This window comes from Vreelandella arcis (assembly GCF_900103865.1).
GTDB lineage: Bacteria > Pseudomonadota > Gammaproteobacteria > Pseudomonadales > Halomonadaceae > Vreelandella > Vreelandella arcis.
This window is the reverse complement of record NZ_FNII01000014.1, coordinates 63,784-82,818: the sequence shown is the minus strand read 5'-3', so window position 1 is coordinate 82,818 and position 19,035 is coordinate 63,784. Positions and strand designations below refer to the sequence as shown.

Here is a 19,035-nt window from a genome sequence, read left to right as displayed (position 1 = left end):
TACCGGCGGCTTCGGTTCACTCTAACGATGGGATCTCATGCTGACATCGCTGCTGGATAATGACTTCTATAAGATCACGATGCAGAACGCCGTGATCAAACGCTTTCCTTATGCCCATGCGCGTTACGCGTTTATCAATCGTGGCGAGCACGCTTTTCCTGAAGGCTTCGGTGATGCGTTGCGCCGCGAGGTCGATAAGATGGCGGATCTTCGCCTGAGCGATGAGGAAAAGCGCTACCTCGAAATAACCTGCCCTTATCTCGACCCTACCTATCTCGACTTCCTTGCCGGGTTTCACTACAACCCCAGCGAGGTGATTATCGAGCAGCAGGGGAGCGACCTTTCGGTGATTATCGAAGGGCCTTGGTACCGCACCATTCTCTGGGAAGTGCCGTTGATGGCGTTGATCAGCGAGCTTTGGTATCGCGTGCGCGGTGTTTCGATCCCGCCTGAGGCCGATGCGGTGATTGAGCAGCGCGCTCAGGAGAAGATCGAACTCTACCGCCGTTTAGGGCTGAAGATTGCCGAGTTCGGCACCCGGCGGCGCTTCTCGTTTGACGTTCACGATCGCGTGGTGGGCGCGCTTGGCCATTACGGCGGCGAGGCGTTTAGCGGCACCAGTAATGTTCTGCTGGCCATGCGCCACGGCGTTAAACCGATCGGCACTCACGCCCACGAGTGGTTTATGTTCCACGGTGCCCGCTTTGGTTTCAAAATGGCCAATAGCCTTGCCCTTGAGCATTGGGTGGATGTGTATCGCGGAGATCTGGGGATCGCCTTAACCGATACCTTTACCTCGCGGGCTTTTTTTGACAGCTTCGATAAGAAGTTCGCCAAGTTGTTTGATGGCGTGCGCCACGATAGCGGCGATCCCATTGAGTTTGCGTCCCAGACCATCGCCCACTACGAACGCTTGGGCATTAATCCGCTGAGCAAGACGATTATCTTCTCCGATTCGCTGACCCCGGAAAGGGTCGAGCATATTCATGCCTTTTGCCAGGATCGCATCGGGATGGCGTTCGGTATCGGCACCAACTTTACCAACGATGTGGGCGTTGAGCCGATGAACATGGTGGTCAAGATGGTCGAGGCGCGCCCGGAAGGGCAGGGCTGGCTACCGGTGATCAAGCTTTCCGATGTGGCGGAAAAGAACACCGGCGACCCGGAAATGATTTCGCTGGCCAAGCGGATTTTGTCGCTTACCCGCGAGAATCCTTAGCTATTGCTAACACTAGCCGCGCTTGCGGACGCTTCAGGCCAAGTCTCTTCATCCCTTAACCGAATAGTGCAGCGGGGCGTAGAGCGCCTCGGTGAGCGTGGCGAAGCGGTGGCCGTGTTGGGTTTGCTCGTTAAATAACCGCTCGAAGCGCGGCCACTGGTGGCTCAGGTAGGCGCTTTGGGCGACTTCGCCGGTCTGAAAACGCCCGCCTTCATAGGTGGACTCGGCGGCGGCGTAGGCGTCGCTTTCCCGGCCTTTTTCTTCCGCCATCTCTGGCGTGCCTAGCTTGGTCAGCCAGGCAAACGCCGCCTGGGGCGCCAGCGGTAGCGGGGCTTCCAGGCCGTGCTGCCAGGCGTTTAGCTGGGTGAGTAGATGGGTACGGGCGGTATCGGCGGCGATGGGGTTTAGCGTAATGTTGCCCGCTTTGGAAAGCAGCTGGGTGGTCATCGGGCCGCTCAGGTTCCCCGCCAGGTGGGCGGCCCAGGGGCGCAGCAGGTGAGCCCAACGGTATTGGCCGCGCCCGCTGCCCTGGCTGATCAGGCTGCTGCTGAGCAGCAACAACCGGCAGCGTTCACCCTGTTCGTTGTGGCGCAGCTCGCCCAGCCAGTCTTCCAGCACGATGCCGTCGTTACCTTCTACGTGAATGGCTTCCGGGGCGCTTAGCGCCACCGGCCACTGGGCCAGCGCCTCTTCGTAAGCGCTGAACAGGTCGTCCATCGGCTCGGCCAGGGCGTTGCGCATGCGTTCGCCAAACGCACCCATGGCGAGCACGCCCTGGCCCTGGAAGCGTTCAAGTTCTGCGTTCAGCGCCTCCAGGCGCGGCTCGCCGTTATCCACCGCGCGGCGCTGGGCGGCAATCAGCCGATCCTGCAACTGCCAGTTTTGCAGACCGTCCAGCGTAAAGGGTTCGGCGTCCAGCTCGGCGATGGCCTCCTGCTCGAAATACACGCCTAGCCGGGTATTGAAGAAGGTGCGCACCGGCTCACGCAGAAAGCCGCCCAGTTGGCCGAGGTTAAGGCTGGTGGGGATGTTTTCCGGCTTGGGTAGCGCAGCTTGGGTGCTAGGGGGCGTGTGCGGGGCGTGGATCTCGCGCCATTCATGGGCAAAGGTAAACAGTCGCCCGGTGTCCTCCCCGCTCTGGAAGTACGCGCGGCTGAACGGCTGCAACGGGTGCTCGGTGGTCAGCGTGTCGAGCAGCGGTGTGTCGCTGCCATAAGCCCAGCCGGCGGCCAGGTGGTCGCGTAGCTGGCCGACCAGCACCGAGGGCGGCAGCGGGGTGTTGTCGATCTGGCTGCGGCCTACCCAGCTGATGTAGAGCTGGTCGCGGGCGGAGAGTAGCGCTTCGAGAAACAGGTAGCGGTCGTCTTCCCGGCGCGAGCGGTCGCCGGGGCGGTAGTCGCTGCCCATCAGGTCGAAATCCAGCGGCGGCTGCGAGCGCGGGTATTCGCCGTCGTTCATGCCCAGCAGGCACACGCGCTTGAACGGAATGGCGCGCATGGGCATCAGTGTGGCGAAGTTGACCGCCCCGGCTAGAAAGCGCTGGGAAAGGCTGTGCTCGTCGATCTGTGCCAGCCAGTGCTCGCGCACCATGGAAAGCGGCAGCGGGTCGGCAAGCTGGGCTTCGCTGCTGCTTTCCAGCAGTTGCTGAAGGCCGTTTTCCAGCTTGGTGAGCATCACGCTTTCCTGGGCGTCGTCGGTGAGGAAGAAGGTTTCCATCAACGTGCGAAGCCGTTCCACCCAGCTGGCGGCATCGGTGGGCTGGCGGAAGGTTTCCCAGGTGTCCTCGAGTTTTTCCAACAGCGTGGCCAGCGGCCCGGCGAGGCCCGCTTCAAGCCCGCCGATATCGTCGAACGGCTCGATGCCTTGCCAGGCGTCGCCTTCGCCCACGGTGTAACCCAGCAGCAGGCGGCGCAGGCCAAACGCCCAGGTGTTCTGGCTAAGCCCGCCGGGCAGCGCCAGGCTTTGGCGCTGTTTGGCATTCAGCCCCCAGCGAATGCCCGCGCCTTCCATCCAGCGTTCCAGTACCGGCAGGTCGCGTTCTTCCAACCCGAAGCGCTGGCGCAGGGCGGGCACGTCGAGAAGGTCGAGAAGGTCGCTGACCGACAGGCGCAGCTCCGGCAGGCGCAGCAGCTTTTCCAGCGCAATCATCAGCGGCAGGCGGTGGCGGCTGGCCTGGTCGGAAAGCGTGTAGGGGATGAAGCGCGGGTCGTCCGACGGCAGCTGGCCGAACACCGCTTCGATGTGTGGCGCGTAGCGGTCGATGTCCGGCACCATGACGATGATATCCCGCGGGCGCAGCTCGGGGTCGGCGCTGAACGCGGCCAGTAGCTGGTCGTGGAGAATCTCGACTTCCCGCTGGGGGCCGTGGGCGATATGAAACACCAATGAGTCATCCGCCGGGTCGAGGGCGGGCCAGTGGGTTTGGGTTTCGGCCACCGGGCGTAGCTCGCGGATGTCGTCCTGCAACTGGCTGAGCAGGCAGCCGCGCTCGCCAGAGAACGGCTCGAACATATCAATGCGCAGCGCCTGTTGTTCGAACAGGGTCTGGTAGTCGCCGGTGTCGTCGTGCTCATCCAGCAGGCGCAAGTAGTCGCGGCCCTGTTTGCCCCAGGCGGCGAGCAGCGGTTGGGCGTGCAGGTGCAGGGCATCGTCGGCGTCGCCGGTGCCGAGCACATCTAGCGCTTCGGGCATGCCGGTCTTGCGCCGCTGGCGGTAGCGGTTGGCGCGCAGCAGATCCTTATGCTCGATGATATCCGCCCAGTAGAACTGGCAGGGGTTGTGCACGCAGAGCACGATCTGGCAGCAGCGCGAGAGCGCGGCCAGCGCTTCCAGCGTCTGCTGGGGCAGCGATGAAATGCCGAATATGATCAGCCGACGGGGCAGGCCCTGCGGGCAGGGTTGGCCTTCCAGCTGTTCGGTGGCGTTCAAAAAGCGGCGGTGGACTTGGGCGCGGCTGCTGTTGAGGCCCGCTTCGCCCTGGGTGGCGGCGACATCGTCGCGCAGAATGCGCCACAGGGCGGGCTGCCAGCGCTGGTGGTCTTCCAGCGGGCGGGACTCGCCCCTTGCGCTAATCAGCACGTCGTCGCCGTTGGCCCAGGCGTCCAGCCAGTCGGCGCGGTAGACCTGATACTGGTCGAACAGATCCGCAAGCCGCTCGGCCAACTGGTAGTGCTTGCGCTGGTCGCGGTCGACTTCAAGAAACTGCGCCAGTGGTGCGAACACGTCCTGCTCCGCCAGGGTGGGCAGCAGGCGTAAAAGCCGCCAGACCAGGCGCGATTTATCGAACGGCGAGGTTTCCGGCACGGCGTCTTCATGTTGTGAGACATGGGTTAGCACCGTGCGGTAGGCCTGCCACAAAAACCGCGCGGGCAGCATCACGTCCAGCGCCGCGGCAATCCCCGCGCCGCCGTTGTCCGGGTCTTCCGCCAGCGCCAGCTTCAGCCACTGCCCGATGCCGTTGCTCTGCACCAGAATGGTTTCGTTCTCCAATGGCGAGAGCGGGTACAGGCGCATCCACTCAACCGCCAGCCCGCGCAGGTCTTCCAGGCGATTGCCATGCACTACCATGAATCCTGGCGTTAACGGCGGCGTATCGAGGAGCGACGGATTGGCAGACATGCGGCGGTGTTCCTTCACGGCAGTGGGGGTGGCTAGGATTCTTGAAGTTTCGCTTGCGAAACATTGCCGCGCCAAAGGGCTTCAGGCAAGGCGCGGGCCTTGCAGCATCAGTTGCCGCTGAGTAGAAATGTAAGAGCACACAATAGACGTTAGCTATCTATGCGCTTTGGGTCGTGAAAGTGGTTCGATGGATAGGCGCAATCCCAGGGAGTTAGCAACCTTGCTGATGGTTGAAAATGCCGGATTGCCTTCCCCAGACAAGGCCTTGTAGAGCCCTTCGCGGCTCATGCCCACGTCCTTGGCAAGTTGGCTCATGTTGCGTGCACGGGCGATATCACCGAGGGCGGCTGCCAGCAGGGCGGGATCATTTTCTTCCATCACTGCGTCCAGATAAGCTGCAATATCCTCCTCAGTTTGAAGGTAATCGGCAGTATCGTAGTGACTGAAAGTGACGTTAGTAACGGTCATGGAGTTACTCCTTCCATTGCGCGGCAATGGCTTTGGCCTGTTCGATGTCGCGGGACTGGCTGGCTTTGTCACCACCGCACAGCAGTACTACGATCACTGGCCCCTTTGTAATGTAGTAAATGCGGTAGCCTGGTCCATAGGGAATTCGCAGCTCAGAAATTCCTTCACCGACCGGTTTCACGTCGCCGGGGTTGCCCAAGCTCAAGCGTCGGATGCGTGTTTCGATCTTGGCGCGGGCGCGGATATCGCGCAGCTCACGTAGCCATCCGTCGAAGACATCGGTTTTAATCAACTCGATCATGTGATAACTGTAGTTGGCAGTGCTATAGGTGTCAACTGTGGGTTACACTCAATCAAGAGCAAAAGCAATGATGAGCCGACTGCTGGGGTGCCATAAGTAAACGTCTTGCGGGATGTGAGATATATCGCCAAGCTATGCAGATTCCGTGAGCCAAGCTAAGAGACAATATCTATGACCGAGCCTAATAATAACTCCCGCCGCCATTCGGCAACTGTCGTCGACGGCCCCGGCAAAGCCGCTAGCCGTGCCATGCTGCGCGCGGTGGGCTTTAACGACGACGATTTTAAAAAGCCCCAGGTAGGGGTGGCCTCGACCTGGAGCATGGTGACGCCGTGCAACAGCCACATTGGCGAGCTGGCCGAGCATGCCCGCGATGGCGCAGATGCGGCCGGTGGTAAAGGCGTGATCTTCAATACCATCACTATTTCCGACGGTATCGCTAACGGCACCGAAGGCATGAAGTACTCGCTGGTGTCCCGCGAGGTGATTGCCGATTCCATCGAAACCGTGGCGGGCTGCGAAGGCTTTGATGGCCTGGTGGCGATCGGTGGCTGCGACAAGAACATGCCCGGCTGTGTGATGGGCTTGGCGCGGCTTAATCGCCCCAGCGTGTTCGTTTACGGCGGCACCATCATGCCCGGCGAGGGCCATACCGATATCGTCTCGGTGTTTGAAGCCATGGGCGCCCACTCGCGTGGTGATATCGACCTGATCGAACTCAAAAATATCGAAGAGACGGCGATCCCCGGCCCCGGTTCCTGTGGCGGTATGTATACGGCCAACACTATGGCCTCGGCGATTGAAGCCTTGGGCATGAGCCTGCCGGGTAGCTCGGCACAGAACGCCATCTCCCGAGACAAGCGCGAGGACTGTCAGGCAGCGGGCGAAGCCGTGCTGGCGCTACTGGCCGACGATATCAAACCATCCGACATCATGACCCGCGAGGCATTCGAGAACGCGATCACCGTGGTGATTGCTCTGGGTGGTTCCACCAACGCCGTGCTGCACTTAATCGGCATGGCGAGCACCATTGGCGTCGAGCTATCGCTTGCCGACTTCACCGAGATTGGCAAACGCGTGCCGGTGTTGGCCGATTTGCGCCCTAGCGGCCACTATATGATGAGTGAACTGGTGGCCATCGGCGGCATTCAGCCGCTGATGAAAGTCCTGCTGGACGTGGGCCTGCTGAACGGTGAGTGCCTGACGGTTACCGGCAAAACGTTGGCGGAAAACCTTGCCGACGTTGAGCCTTATCCGTTGGATCAGCAGATCATTGCGCCGCTGGGCAACCCGATTAAACAGGAAAGCCACCTGCGCATTCTGTTTGGCAATTTGGCGCCGGAAGGCTCGGTGGCCAAGATTACCGGCAAAGAAGGCACACGGTTTAGCGGTTCGGCGCGGGTGTTTGGCTCTGAAGAAGAAGCCCAGGCGCGCATCAACGACGGTACCGTTGTCGCCGGTGACGTGGTGGTGATTCGCTATGAAGGCCCCAAAGGCGGCCCCGGCATGCGCGAAATGCTCACGCCTACCTCGGCGATTATGGGCCGGGGCTTGGGTAGCGACGTGGCGTTGATTACCGATGGGCGTTTCTCCGGCGGCAGCCACGGCTTTGTGGTGGGCCACGTATCGCCCGAAGCCTTCGAGGGCGGCCCGCTGGCGCTGGTGGAAGACGGCGACACTATCACCATCGATGCCGAAGCCGACACCATTGAGGTGAGCGTGAGCGATGAGGAGCTGATGCGCCGCCGCGCTGCTTGGCAGCAGCCAGAACCGCGTTATCGCCGTGGCGTGTTGGCCAAGTATGCCAAGTTAGTGAGCTCCGCTAGTACCGGTGCGGTGACCGACAACGAAGACTAGGCTCTGCCTGAAAACTGGCTGCGCTCGCCGACTTTTCAGACCAAGCTTAACGCTGTCATCTGCATGTCAAACGCCAGGGTTAACCTGGCGTTTTTTATGGGCGTAAAGGAAACCGTTTGATGACGACGCAACCGCTCTCCACAACGTCGCGGGTCAGCGAGGTGTTTAAGGCGTTTTTGCTGCTGGGGCTGACGTCCTTTGGCGGGCCGGTGGCGCATTTGGGATACTTTCGCAGCGAGTTTGTCGCCCGCCGCCAATGGTTGACCGAAAGCGCCTACGCCGATCTCGTCGCGTTGTGCCAGTTTTTGCCGGGGCCGGCGAGTAGCCAGGTGGGCTTTGCGCTGGGGTTGATGCGTGCAGGCCCCTGGGGCGCGGCCATGGCGTGGCTGGCGTTTACCCTGCCTTCCGCCATTGTGCTGGTGCTGTTTGCGTTTGGCGCAGCAGTGCTGGATGGCCCCATTGCCAGCGGCATCATTCACGGTTTAAAAGTCGTCGCGGTGGCGATTGTCGCCCACGCGGTGTGGGGCATGGCGCGCAATTTGTGCCCGGATAACACCCGTGCGGGGATCGCGCTTGCGGCGGTATTGACTGTGGTGATGGTAAGTGGCCCGCTGGGGCAGGTGGCGGCCATCGCGCTAGGCGGCTTAGTCGGGCTGGCGCTATGTCGCGATAGTGTCGCCGCCCCGGCAAGCGAGTCGCTTTCATTCCCGGTGTCCCGCCTTGCTGGGTTGGTCGCCCTGGGGCTATTCGGCGGGTTGCTGATTTTGCTGCCGCTACTGGCCGGAAGCGCCGGATGGCTTAATGTCGCCGATGCGTTCTACCGTTCAGGCGCGCTGGTGTTTGGCGGTGGGCACGTGGTGCTGCCGCTACTCGAGGCGGAAGTCGTGCAGTCGGGCTGGGTGTCGGCCGAACAGTTCTTAACCGGCTACGGCGCCGCCCAGGCGATTCCGGGGCCGCTGTTTACCTTTTCGGCTTACTTGGGGGCGTTGATACCCGCAGGCGGTAGTTTGCTTATCGCCGCGCTTTCGCTGCTGGCGATTTTTCTGCCGGGGTTTTTGCTGTTGGTGGGCATACTGCCGTTCTGGAACCGCTTTCGTCAGTGGCAGTGGGCTCAGGCGCTGATGCGCGGCGCCAATGCGGCGGTAGTGGGTATTCTAGCGGCGGCGCTCTATCAGCCGGTGTGGACAAGTGCGATTCTCGGCCCGCCGGAGTTTGCCCTGGCGCTCACCGGTTTCTTGCTACTGACCGTGTGGAAGCTGCCCGCCTGGGCGGTGGTGATTGTGGTTGCGCTGGGCGGTGTGCTGATTGCGCCTTAGACGCGCTGCCAAAAACAACCTACCAATAGAAAGGCCGCTGTGAAAGCGGCCGACGATAACGGAGAAATGTTCATCCAAAAGGAGGGAGCAGGGACGTAACTGCTATGGCGCCTCCACTTCCAACGTGCGACGCAGAACGAGGAGTTCATCCACATTCAGGTGCTCAAGCCTTCCAGCGAGCAGGTCGCTAATTTTCTGAACGGGTAACCCCGCTCGGCGGGCAATTTCACGACTTCCCATATCTGATACTGCGATCAGACGCGTGATAATACGCATTAAACGCGTACGTTTTTCTAGTTCCCTGACATCGAGGTCAGGGCTGCTTCGCGGAGGGTCCAGCAAGTCCGCGTGGGCAGATAAGCGTACCGTACTCATGTAGCTCCATAAGTCTGAAATGACACCGATACAATGCCGCCAACCGGGGGGCATTTCAATACCTTTTTTGATGAAAATTTCATGGCGCGCACGGCCCCCCGCAAACGCTGTGGCTCTGGTAAACTAACCGCTTATTTTTCCGCCTGTCTTGTTGTGTGAGGCACGGCTTACTGATCGTTTAACAAGGCCGCGGGCCGAGGAGTAATGGCATGTCGTCGAACAGCGCACCCAAAGTGGGCGTGATCATGGGGTCTAAGTCTGACTGGCCCGTCATGGAGCACGCGGTGGCGATGCTCGAGCGGTTAGGTGTGCCCTATGAGACCCGTGTAGTCTCAGCGCATCGCACGCCTGATTTGCTTTTCGACTACGCCAAAACCGCCGCCGAGCGGGGCTTGCAAGTCATTGTGGCGGGTGCTGGCGGCGCTGCTCACCTGCCGGGCATGGTGGCGTCGCAAACACCGCTGCCAGTACTCGGCGTGCCGGTGGAATCCAAAGCGTTGAAAGGGTTGGATTCGCTACTTTCGATCGCGCAAATGCCGGGGGGTATTGCGGTGGGAACCCTGGCGATTGGGAAAGCGGGTGCTACCAATGCGGGCCTGCTGGCCGGACAAATTGTCGGCTTGCAGGATGCCGAGGTGCGCAATGCAGTGGAGGCTTTTCGCGCTGAGCAGACCCAGAAAGTGCTCGATAACCCTGACCCGCGCCCCGACCCGGAAGCCGAATAAGGAGGCCTGCGATGCAGTCTGTCATTTCAAGTAATATCGGCATAATGGGTGCCGGTCAGTTAGGCCGCATGTTGGCGCTGGCGGGCTACCCGCTGGGTAATCGCTTCACCTTTTTGGATACCACCGGTAATCCCAGCGCGGGGATTGGCGAGGTGATTGTCGACCCTGATAATCAGCACCTGGCGGATTTTCTCGACAAGGTCGACGTCGTCACCTACGAATTCGAACACCTGCCGGTGGCCCTGGTGCGAAGCATTGAGCAACACAAGCCGGTATACCCCAGCAGCCGCGCCATTGAGGTGTGCCAAAACCGCGTGGAAGAGAAAACGCTGTTCGATCGTTTGGGCATTCCTACCCCGGCCTATCGGGTGGTCGAAAGCGCCGAGCAATTAGAAACCGCCGCGCGCGAGCTGGGCTGCCCGGTAGTCGCCAAGTCGGTGACCGAAGGCTACGACGGTAAAGGCCAGGCAGTGCTGAAGCAGCCGGAACAGGCGCATGAGGCGTGGGTGTCCATTGGCCATTCCCAACTGGTTGTTGAAGCGTTTGTCGACTTTGTCCGCGAAGTCTCGATGATTGCCGTGCGCGGCCGCGATGGCGAGGTGGCGTTTTACCCCATGGCCGAAAACCAGCACGTCGATGGCATTTTGCGTTACTCGGTGGCGCCGCTGCCCGATCTTGACGCGAGCGTCCAGCAAACCGCCGATGGTTATATTCGCGCCCTGTTGGACGAGCTGGACTATGTAGGCGTACTGGCGCTTGAGTTGTTCCAAACCCGCGATGGTAAGCTGTTGGCCAATGAAATGGCCCCACGAGTGCATAACTCGGGCCATTGGACCATGAACGGCGCGGTGACCAGCCAGTTTGAAAATCACCTGCGCGCGGTGCAAGGCCTGCCTTTAGGTAGTACCCGGGCGATTGCGCCCACTTGTATGGTCAATGTGATTGGCCGTGAAGGCGATAACGCGGCCCTGCTGGCGCTTTCTAACACGCACCTGCACCGTTACGACAAAACCGAGCGGGCCGGGCGTAAACTGGCGCATGTCAATGTGGTAGCTGAAACCCACGCCGAACTGCTTGATAAAGTGCGTGCTTGCCAAGCCAAGCTGCCCGATGCTCCCCCCGTGTCGTGGAGCTTTGAGTCAACCTTGTAAGCGTAACTGCCGCCTTTTAGGGCGGCTTTTTTGTGCACAGTCGATTCAGTTGAGAACTTTAGTCGCTATGTATCAGAAAATCGGCTAAAAAGGATTAGGTTTCTTAACCAGTAAGAGTGACTCGCGAACCAGCTTGGCAACATAAGGGACGTTGTATGCCTCAGCCTTTTAGTACGGCCAGCGCATCGGGGCTGCGTGGTCGTTTTCAGCGCGAACACCATATCGCGGTGAAAAGTCTACGCGGTGAAAAAGTGCGCTTGCTGTACGACAACCTAGGGTCTCCTATCCTGGCCAGCATATTGGCGGCGACACTGCTGGTTGCCGCCCTATGGCCGGATGTATCGCACGGGAAGCTGTTGGGTTGGTGGGGACTGCTGGTGTTGGTATCCGGCGCGCGTCTAGGTTTGGCCTATCGCTTTCAGCGAGTGTCGGCCTCGCACCAGCAGCGCCGTCGTTGGCTACACCGGTTTAGCGTGGGCGCCATCGCGGCGGGTTGCGTATGGGGGTTAGGCAGCTTTGAACTGTTTAACGGTGACCAGCATGGTCAAGTGGCGGCACTGTCGATTGTCATGGCGGGCATCTCTGCTGGTGGCATCACGACGCTTTCCGCTGTTTGGTGGGTATCGTTGGGCTTTGTTCTGCCAATTATGCTGCCGTTGCTGCTGCAGTTTTGGTTACACGGGACGTCATTGTCGATGCTGATTGGCGCAATGCTCGTTTTGTTTCTGGGGCTGATTTTGGCCACCAGCCGCCGTTTGAGCCGCATCATCCATGACAATATTTCGTTGCGGGTCAGCATGGCTGCTCGCGAGGCCTTGTTATTGGAGAGTGAAGACCGTTACCGGTCGATTTTTAACCAATCGCCCCTTGGCGTGATGCACTTTGATGCGCAGGGCACGGTCACCGACTGCAACGGCAAGCTGCTGGAGATTCTGGGGGTGGAACGCGGGCAGTTAATTGGCTACTGCATGCTGGGGCACAACGCCGATAAAGCGGTTGCCAAAGCGGTGAAGGATGCCCTGCGGCAGGGCACCGGCTATTACGAAGGCACCTACTGCCTCCCCAAAGCCTCTGAGGGCACGCCGCTGCGTGCTTTTTTTAACGGGGTGCATAGTGCGAGCCAGCGGATGGTGGGCGGCGTGGCCATGGTGGAGGACTTCACTGAACGCAAGCGCACCGAAGCGATTATTTATCGCCAAGCCTACTATGATGCGCTCACCGACTTGCCCAATCGGCGTATGTTTATTGAGCGCCTGGAGTCTCTTTGTGATGCCGACCAGCACGCCAGTGGGCTGCTGCTGTTTATGGATTTGGACCGCTTTAAACTGATTAATGACACGCTGGGCCATGCCGCGGGGGATGATTTGCTGATCCAGGTCGCCCGCCGTTTGCAGGCGTGTTTACACCCTGGCGACATGGCGGCGCGACTCAGCGGCGATGAATTCGTGCTGCTAGCGTTAACCGATACCACGACGCCCGAGGCACTAGAGGAATGGGCTGAGGCGTATATGCAGGCGGTGCAAGAGGCGATATCAATGCCGTATCGCCTGGAGACACAAACGGTCAACGTCACGCCGAGCATGGGGTACACCTGCTTTAACGTCAGCGGCTGCGATCATAGTGAGTTACTTAAAGAGGCCGACCTTGCCATGTATCAGGCCAAAATGGAGGGGCGTGCCCGGCGCTGCCGATATCACCCGTGGATGCGCGAAGAAGCCGAAAAGGCGAGGCTGTAAAACGTGCTCAGTTACAATAGCTGACCACTGATCAGCAGCCACAGCGCAATCAAGGCGAAATGGCCAGGGTACCAGGTTAGCCATAAACGCCTGGGCATGGCCCACTGGATAGCCGGAACACGCTGCGCGGCCCCGGCCGCCAACACCAGCACGACAATACAGGTTCCCACGGTAAACGATTTAGCCATGTCAGAGGTGTTCATCTGGCCAGCTATCCATAGCGCAGGAAAGGCTGCCAGTCCCGCCCACAACTGCGCAGAGAAATCACGGCTGGTCTCGTTTAGCGCCTGCATGGCATACATCAGCAGGGGAATCAGCAGCAGGCCGTTGTGGCCGTATTCGACCCAGAACCCCAGCAGATACCAGAGCGTGACCACTGCCGTCGTGCCGGCTAACAACCAGCCAAAGTGGATACTTTGCTGCTGATAGTGCTGCCAGCCCAGGCGCACCAGCGAGCCGAGCACGAGGCCGGTGGCCAGGGTAAAGCAGATGTTAAGTATGAACGCATCTGATTCGCGGGGCATCAGCATGTAAGGCAGTTGCGCGATCAACCCAATGATCAACATACGGCGCGCGTAACGCAGAGGGTCACGTGTGTTGAACAGGCCGTGCCACGCCACCATCGCGGCAAATAGCGGGAACGCGATGCGGCCAATGGATGACCCCGCCCAATCAAGCCCCCAGCCATCGGGTAAGGCATAGCGCGTTACATGATCCACCGTCATGGTGAACAAGGCGAGCCATTGAGCCCAGCCCGTCCAGTGGGATGAGGGTGCTTTAAGCGCCACTTTCTGAGTCATCTACCCTCCCTGTACCTGTCATTTATTCAGCGGGCAAGCGTCGTTAAGCTGAAGCTTAAGTGTCTCGCCGACATTCGTCGAGGCGCAGCATACAGCATGTTCAAACAACAGATGCTGTTTATGGAGCTACACGCCTGGAGCGTTGATTGAATAATCGCGAAGACGACCGTTAACCCTGCGGCTCTGGCATTAACGGGGCGGTTCTGCGACGCTTGCCTGCATGAGTATCGTAAGAAATCTGGATTAAGCGATAAATAAAATAATTTCTACAACTGCTCACCCGTGACCAAACAATATCGTTTTTGTTCTTTTGGTTTCTGGGAAAATGTTAGGAAGCAACAAAAATGCCAGATAAACGTGGCCATAAAACACCTCTTCCCTCAACCAAGAGCGGGGCATACCCGTTGATGGCTGCCTCGAAAAGTGTGCGGAATTTTTATGAGATGATTGAAAACCTGCCAATGGTCGCCGTGCAGGGTTATAACAAAAAACGCGAAGTAACTTATTGGAATGAAGCAAGCCGGCGTCTTTACGGCTATACCCGGGAGGAAGCGCAGGAGCAGTTGCTCGAAGATTTAATTATCCCCGACGAGATGCGCGAAGGCGTGATTGCCGCTCATAAGAACTGGGTAGATAACAATATTGAAATTCCCGCTGAGGAAATTGAGCTGGAACATAAAGAGGGGCACCTTGTTCCTGTTTATTCCAGTCATGTGATGATTAAGCAGGATACTGGTGAATGCGAAATGTTTTGCATTGATATCAGCCTGCAGGAGCAGAAAAAAGCCAACGAAAAGCTGCACAGGATGGCCAATTTTGACGATTTAACTCAACTGCCCAACAGGCGATTAATGGAGTTTGAGTTATCAAAGCATCTTGCCGCCGCAGAACGACGACCGGAGAGTGACGTCGCTGTGGTGTTTATTGATTTGGATAATTTCAAGCTGATCAATGACACCCTTGGGCATCATTATGGTGACGATCTCTTGCGGGCGGTTGCTAAGCGTCTGAATAAAGAAATTCGTGGCTGTGATCTACTGAGCCGATTTGGTGGTGACGAGTTTGTATTGTTGTTGTTTGATTTCGGTGGGTCTGAAGGCATCCATGAACTCCTTCAGCGTTTAATCAACGTGTTAGATCAAGGGTTTGTGATTGATAGCGTTCGTTATCAGATGACGGCCAGTTTCGGTGTCAGCCTGTTTCCTGATGATGGTTCAACAGTGGCAGGGCTTATGGGTAACGCTGATGCCGCCATGTACCAGGCCAAAGAGTCAGGTGAAAACAGTATTTGTTTTTACACTTCAGATATTAATGATCGATTAGTTCACTATCAGGAAGTGACGGCGCTTCTTCGAGGTGCTCTCGCAGCCGACAGTCTGCAGCTTTATTTTCAGCCGCAAATTGATTTTAAAGACGGAGGCGTATATTCCTGTGAGGCGCTATTACGATGCTTCGATGGACGCTCTCAGCCGGTTTCGCCTGGCGTCTTTATTCCAGTAGCGGAAAAATCAGGGCTGATTAATCGTATCGGAGATTGGGTGATTGAAAACTCTTGCAGACAGCTTAAAGCTTGGCAGGGTACAGCCCTTGAACATATACGAGTAGACATTAATTTATCGGGACGGCAACTGACCAATCAGAATTTAGCCGACCACATCCTACAGACGCTATCTGACCATGGCCTCTCACCCTCTCAATTAGGCGTCGAGCTGACAGAGAATGAGGTGATTGGTGTTGACGGGGAACAAATAAGACAGCTGAAGAGATTGAAGCAGGCGGGCGTGCATATCTCTATTGACGATTTTGGTACCGGTTATTCATCTCTGGTTTATTTGCGAAATTTACCCGTTTGCAGCCTTAAGATTGATAGAGGCTTCCTCCATCATGCAATGGAAAATGATAGTGATATGGCCATCTTGAAGGCCATCATTACGGTGGGGCACTGCCTAAGTTTGACGGTGTTGGTGGAAGGCGTGGAAACCGTTGAGCAGGATCGTCTGGTGAAAGATTTAGGCTGCGATATGGCTCAGGGATTTCTTTACGCAAGACCTATGCCGGCAAATGAGATGCCGGGATTTCTCGCTGACAGGGTACAGCTCAAAGAACGATAATGGTCGTTGCTACTCAATCACGCGAAAAGCTCTGGGCTGAACCTATCCATCGCCCTATCTGTATGACGCACCTCCCCAACGGACTGGGGAGGTGCGTTTTAGTTACTTAGCTTCGAAGTAACGCGCGTAGATTTCGTCGTAGGTGCCGTCTTCACGAAGGGTTTCAAGGGCTTCGTTAAATTGCTCGGCAAGCGCTTCGTCGCGCTGGCGGAAGGCGATACCAAAGCCGTCGCCAAAGTACTCTTTCGGCTCGGTCAGCATCTCGCCGACCACGGTGTAGTCGCCTTCTTCGCTATCCAGTAGCGTGGACTTGCCCACCGGGAAGTCGAGGAACAGGATGTCCAGACGTTCGGACTCCATATCCAGCACCATGTCGTCGGCCGTCGCGTAGCGATTGATGTCGGCCACATCGCCGTACATGTCGGTAACGTAGTTATCCTGCAGAGTGCCGCGCTGAACGCCGATGGTCATGTCGGTAAGCGATTCTTCGCTGATTTCTTCCAGCTCAGTGCCTCCTGGAGCAAACCAAGCGGAGGGCGGCGTAATGTACGGATCAGAGAACAGCACTTGTTCGCGGCGATCATCGTTGATGGTCATGGACGACATGATGGCGTCGTATTTACGCGCCATCAGGCCGGGGATGATGCCATCCCAGCCCTGCACGACCCACTCGCAGCTTACGCCAATCTCGTCACACAGGGCGTTGCCCAGGTCGATATCGAAGCCGGTGAGTTCGCCGTCAGCGGTGCGGTATTCCATGGGCTCGTAGGGAACGTCGACGCCAATGCGGACTTCTTCGTAGTCTTGCGCCTGGGCGCTGGTCGCGGCGATAGCCAAGCCGAGTAGAGAAAGTGTTAGGACTTTTTTCATTGTGAGTCTCCTGGTGGAAATCGTCATCGAGTGATGAATAACGTAATCCTCGCCAGCTTAGCGCCGATCAGAACCGTTTGTCGACGCATGAACCAACGTTTGTTTCACGCTATCCGGTTTGGGGCTGAAGGTGGGCCAGCAGTTTTTTCTCCAGGTGGCGGAAGAAATACAGGATCGCAAAGGTCAGGCACAGGTAAATGGCTGCGACGAATAAAAAGGCCTCGAATGGCGCGTAGTAACGGGCATAGACAAAGCGTGCCGCGCCGGTCAGATCCATGATGGTCACCACGCTTGCGATCGCGCTGGCGTGAAGCATGAAGATCACTTCATTACCGTAGGCGGGCAGGGCGCGTCGGAAGGCACTGGGAATAATGATCCGCCGCATGGTCAACCCGGGTGACATGCCGTAAGCCCGCGCCGCTTCGATTTCACCTTTCGAGGTCGATTTGATGGCACCACGGAAAATCTCGGTGGTATAGGCCGCTGTGTTCAGGGTGAATGCGATAAGCGCGGGAATGAATGGATCTTCCAGAATCACCCACAGCCACGATTCCTGAATGCCGTCGACAAACACTACGCCGTAGTAAATCAGATAGAGCTGGATGAGCAGCGGGGTGCCGCGAAAAACGTAGGTGTAGGCGAAAATAGGCCATTTGATCCAGGCATGCCGGGAGCCTCGGCCAATGGCGAGCGGTACCGCGGCGATAAGCCCAATAATCAGCGAAAGGAAGACCAGTTGCACAGTGGTGGTCAGGCCGTCAGCGTAGTGCGACAGCGTTTGCAGGGTAAAAATGCTGTTATCGGCGAGCTGATTTTCCAGCCAGGTTAATAGGGATTCCATTAGTCTTCCTCCCCATAACCGATGCTGTAGCGCTTTTGTAAGCGCGCAAATAGCCATTCCGACACGCTGGCGATCAGCAGATAAATCAGCGCGACCACCATCATGAACAAGAAGGGCTCGCGGGTCGCCTTGGAGGCCTCGGACGCCACGCGAACCATGTCGGCAAGTCCGATCACCGAGACCAGCGCGGTGGTTTTGAGCAGCACCATCCAGTTGTTCGACAGCCCCGGCAGGGCGTGGCGCATCATCTGCGGGAAGCGAATACGGCGGAACACCAGCGAGCTGCTCATGCCGTAGGCCTTGCCCGCCTCAATCTGACCGTTATCCACCGCCATGAAGGCGCCGCGGAAGGTCTCGCCCATGTAGGCCCCGAAAATCAGCCCGATGGTCACCACGCCGGCAACAAACTCATTGATATTGATAAAAATATCGATATCGAATTGATAGTAGAGCCAGTCGGTGATCATGTTGACGCCGATCTGTCCGCCAAAGAACAGCAGCATCATGAGAACCAGGTCGGGCACGCCGCGAATAACGGTGGTGTAAAGCGTTGCCGTGCGGTGGGCTATCCAACTGCGCGACATCTTCGCGACAGCGGTTATTAACCCCAGCACAACGGCAAGAAGCAGCGATAACAACGCTAGCTGAAGCGTTACGCCTGCGCCTTCTAGCAAGCGCGGGCCGTAACCATGAAGATCAATCATAGTGAGCCTCGCAAATCAGTATTTAGGTGCTAGGAATTGCTGCAGGCGCGGGGATTGAGGGTTGTCAATCATCTCGCCAGGCGGGCCGGCTTCTTCCACCATGCCTTCGTGCAGGTAAATCACCTGGCTGGACACATCCCGGGCAAAGCTCATCTCGTGGGTCACGACCACCATGGTGCGCCCTTCCTCGGCCAAGTCACGCATGACTTTGAGGACATCCCCCACCAGTTCGGGGTCGAGCGCAGAGGTGGGCTCGTCAAACAGCATCACCTCCGGATCCATAGCGAGTGCCCGGGCTATCGCGCCGCGCTGCTGCTGGCCGCCGGACATTTGCGCCGGGTAGGCATCGGCGCGGGCCGTCAAGCCGACCCTATCGAGCAGCGCGTGGGCGTGTTCGATGGCTTCTTTTTTGGATTTGCCCAGCACGTGGATCGGCGCTTCGATGATGTTTTCGAGCAGCGTCATGTGCGCCCACAGGTTAAAGCTTTGAAACACCATCGATAGCTTGGCGCGCATTTGCACCACTTGTTTCCAATCGGCCGGCTCGCGGCCGCGGCGGGTGGTCTTGAAGCGGATTTCTTCGCCGTGCACGATCAGGTCGCCCTCGTCAGGCTGCTCGAGCAGGTTCATGCAGCGTAAGAAAGTACTTTTGCCCGACCCTGACGCCCCGATGAGGGTAATGACATCCCCTTTATGGGCCTGGAGTGAAAGACCTTTAAGAACTTCCGTATCGCCAAAGCGTTTTTTTATATGTCGCACTTCAAGAGGAATAGGCGTAGCGGCCATGTGATTGGCTCCAATACTAGGTTGCCGCAGCAACAGTGAATGTTGATGGCGGCTGGCGCGAAAAAAAGGGGCGATTCTATCAGGCTGAGCGAATTGTGCGCGCTTTCCTGGTGTTTTAATGGCTCGACGTTGGTCGTAGGCAACGCCAAGTGAAGGA

At 58.1% G+C, this 19,035-nt stretch carries 16 protein-coding genes; 7 read left to right on the top strand and 9 right to left on the bottom strand.

All coding sequences use genetic code 11. The features are described 5' to 3' along the window. Positions 1–37 precede the first annotated feature (37 nt). The gene (gene pncB / locus BLR97_RS15710) at positions 38–1,219 is read left to right on the top strand and encodes a nicotinate phosphoribosyltransferase (protein ID WP_089707468.1); all 1,182 of its coding nucleotides are present in this window, start codon (positions 38–40) and stop codon (positions 1,217–1,219) included. Positions 1,220–1,267: 48 nt separating this feature from the next. Here the strand turns inward: pncB and recC are convergent, their stop codons facing one another. The 3 genes from recC to BLR97_RS15695 all read right to left on the bottom strand — a co-directional run bounded on the left by recC (position 1,268) and on the right by BLR97_RS15695 (position 5,606). Further along, entirely contained in the window at positions 1,268–4,837 is a 3,570-nt protein-coding gene (gene recC / locus BLR97_RS15705; protein ID WP_089707467.1) for an exodeoxyribonuclease V subunit gamma, read from the bottom strand. 153 nt (positions 4,838–4,990) lie between these two features. After that, the gene (locus BLR97_RS15700; protein WP_089707466.1) at positions 4,991–5,305 is read right to left on the bottom strand and encodes an addiction module antidote protein; all 315 of its coding nucleotides are present in this window, start codon (positions 5,303–5,305) and stop codon (positions 4,991–4,993) included. A 4-nt stretch (positions 5,306–5,309) separates the two neighbouring features. After that, positions 5,310–5,606 (bottom strand): type II toxin-antitoxin system RelE/ParE family toxin, encoded by a 297-nt coding sequence (locus tag BLR97_RS15695; RefSeq protein ID WP_089707465.1) that lies wholly within the window; start codon positions 5,604–5,606, stop codon positions 5,310–5,312. Positions 5,607–5,777: 171 nt separating this feature from the next. Between BLR97_RS15695 and ilvD the strand changes: the two genes are divergently transcribed. Continuing rightward, a complete protein-coding gene (ilvD, locus tag BLR97_RS15690) occupies positions 5,778–7,463 on the top strand; it encodes a dihydroxy-acid dehydratase (RefSeq protein WP_089707464.1) in 1,686 nt (561 codons plus the stop codon). Between the two features lie 119 nt (positions 7,464–7,582). After that, a complete protein-coding gene (gene chrA / locus BLR97_RS15685) occupies positions 7,583–8,779 on the top strand; it encodes a chromate efflux transporter (RefSeq protein WP_089707463.1) in 1,197 nt (398 codons plus the stop codon). A 102-nt stretch (positions 8,780–8,881) separates the two neighbouring features. On the opposite strand, the gene BLR97_RS15680 is transcribed toward chrA, so the two are convergent. Further along, positions 8,882–9,154, bottom strand: coding sequence for an XRE family transcriptional regulator (locus BLR97_RS15680; RefSeq protein ID WP_089707462.1), 273 nt, complete (start codon positions 9,152–9,154; stop codon positions 8,882–8,884). A 209-nt stretch (positions 9,155–9,363) separates the two neighbouring features. On the opposite strand from BLR97_RS15680, the gene purE reads away from it, so the two are divergent. From purE to BLR97_RS15665, 3 genes are all read left to right on the top strand, one after another. After that, positions 9,364–9,879: a 5-(carboxyamino)imidazole ribonucleotide mutase gene (purE, locus tag BLR97_RS15675; protein WP_089707461.1), complete on the top strand. Its 516-nt coding sequence runs from the start codon at positions 9,364–9,366 to the stop codon at positions 9,877–9,879. 11 nt (positions 9,880–9,890) lie between these two features. Then, positions 9,891–11,030: a 5-(carboxyamino)imidazole ribonucleotide synthase gene (locus tag BLR97_RS15670; RefSeq protein ID WP_089707460.1), complete on the top strand. Its 1,140-nt coding sequence runs from the start codon at positions 9,891–9,893 to the stop codon at positions 11,028–11,030. 155 nt (positions 11,031–11,185) lie between these two features. Beyond that, positions 11,186–12,766, top strand: a complete 1,581-nt coding sequence (locus tag BLR97_RS15665) for a sensor domain-containing diguanylate cyclase (protein ID WP_089707459.1) — start codon at positions 11,186–11,188, stop codon at positions 12,764–12,766. Between the two features lie 11 nt (positions 12,767–12,777). On the opposite strand, the gene BLR97_RS15660 is transcribed toward BLR97_RS15665, so the two are convergent. Further along, a complete protein-coding gene (locus tag BLR97_RS15660) occupies positions 12,778–13,566 on the bottom strand; it encodes a TraX family protein (RefSeq protein ID WP_089707458.1) in 789 nt (262 codons plus the stop codon). Positions 13,567–13,910: 344 nt separating this feature from the next. On the opposite strand from BLR97_RS15660, the gene BLR97_RS15655 reads away from it, so the two are divergent. Then, the gene (locus tag BLR97_RS15655) at positions 13,911–15,677 is read left to right on the top strand and encodes an EAL domain-containing protein (RefSeq protein WP_089707457.1); all 1,767 of its coding nucleotides are present in this window, start codon (positions 13,911–13,913) and stop codon (positions 15,675–15,677) included. A 102-nt stretch (positions 15,678–15,779) separates the two neighbouring features. On the opposite strand, the gene BLR97_RS15650 is transcribed toward BLR97_RS15655, so the two are convergent. The 4 genes from BLR97_RS15650 to BLR97_RS15635 form a co-directional block, all read right to left on the bottom strand. Beyond that, positions 15,780–16,547 carry a transporter substrate-binding domain-containing protein gene (locus BLR97_RS15650; protein ID WP_089707456.1) on the bottom strand — a complete coding sequence of 256 codons (768 nt, stop codon included), beginning with the start codon at positions 16,545–16,547 and terminating at the stop codon, positions 15,780–15,782. A gap of 109 nt (positions 16,548–16,656) precedes the next feature. Further along, entirely contained in the window at positions 16,657–17,388 is a 732-nt protein-coding gene (locus BLR97_RS15645) for an ABC transporter permease (RefSeq protein WP_089707455.1), read from the bottom strand. After that, positions 17,388–18,092, bottom strand: coding sequence for an ABC transporter permease (locus tag BLR97_RS15640; RefSeq protein WP_089707454.1), 705 nt, complete (start codon positions 18,090–18,092; stop codon positions 17,388–17,390). Before BLR97_RS15640 ends, BLR97_RS15645 begins: the two co-directional genes overlap by 1 nt. Before the next feature lie 15 nt (positions 18,093–18,107). Next, the gene (locus BLR97_RS15635; RefSeq protein WP_089707453.1) at positions 18,108–18,878 is read right to left on the bottom strand and encodes an ABC transporter ATP-binding protein; all 771 of its coding nucleotides are present in this window, start codon (positions 18,876–18,878) and stop codon (positions 18,108–18,110) included. Between the last annotated feature and the right edge of the window lie 157 nt (positions 18,879–19,035).

Coding starts and splice junctions, on each gene's coding strand:
- purE (WP_089707461.1), top strand. CDS start 9,364: ATGTCGTCGAACAGCGCACCCAAAGTGGGCGTGATCATGGGGTCTAAG.
- BLR97_RS15645 (WP_089707455.1), bottom strand. CDS start 17,388: ATGGAATCCCTATTAACCTGGCTGGAAAATCAGCTCGCCGATAACAGC.
- BLR97_RS15655 (WP_089707457.1), top strand. CDS start 13,911: ATGCCAGATAAACGTGGCCATAAAACACCTCTTCCCTCAACCAAGAGC.
- BLR97_RS15680 (WP_089707462.1), bottom strand. CDS start 9,154: ATGAGTACGGTACGCTTATCTGCCCACGCGGACTTGCTGGACCCTCCG.
- pncB (WP_089707468.1), top strand. CDS start 38: ATGCTGACATCGCTGCTGGATAATGACTTCTATAAGATCACGATGCAG.
- BLR97_RS15700 (WP_089707466.1), bottom strand. CDS start 5,305: ATGACCGTTACTAACGTCACTTTCAGTCACTACGATACTGCCGATTAC.
- BLR97_RS15665 (WP_089707459.1), top strand. CDS start 11,186: ATGCCTCAGCCTTTTAGTACGGCCAGCGCATCGGGGCTGCGTGGTCGT.
- recC (WP_089707467.1), bottom strand. CDS start 4,837: ATGTCTGCCAATCCGTCGCTCCTCGATACGCCGCCGTTAACGCCAGGA.
- BLR97_RS15650 (WP_089707456.1), bottom strand. CDS start 16,547: ATGAAAAAAGTCCTAACACTTTCTCTACTCGGCTTGGCTATCGCCGCG.
- BLR97_RS15660 (WP_089707458.1), bottom strand. CDS start 13,566: ATGACTCAGAAAGTGGCGCTTAAAGCACCCTCATCCCACTGGACGGGC.
- BLR97_RS15635 (WP_089707453.1), bottom strand. CDS start 18,878: ATGGCCGCTACGCCTATTCCTCTTGAAGTGCGACATATAAAAAAACGC.
- ilvD (WP_089707464.1), top strand. CDS start 5,778: ATGACCGAGCCTAATAATAACTCCCGCCGCCATTCGGCAACTGTCGTC.
- BLR97_RS15640 (WP_089707454.1), bottom strand. CDS start 18,092: ATGATTGATCTTCATGGTTACGGCCCGCGCTTGCTAGAAGGCGCAGGC.
- BLR97_RS15695 (WP_089707465.1), bottom strand. CDS start 5,606: ATGATCGAGTTGATTAAAACCGATGTCTTCGACGGATGGCTACGTGAG.
- chrA (WP_089707463.1), top strand. CDS start 7,583: ATGACGACGCAACCGCTCTCCACAACGTCGCGGGTCAGCGAGGTGTTT.
- BLR97_RS15670 (WP_089707460.1), top strand. CDS start 9,891: ATGCAGTCTGTCATTTCAAGTAATATCGGCATAATGGGTGCCGGTCAG.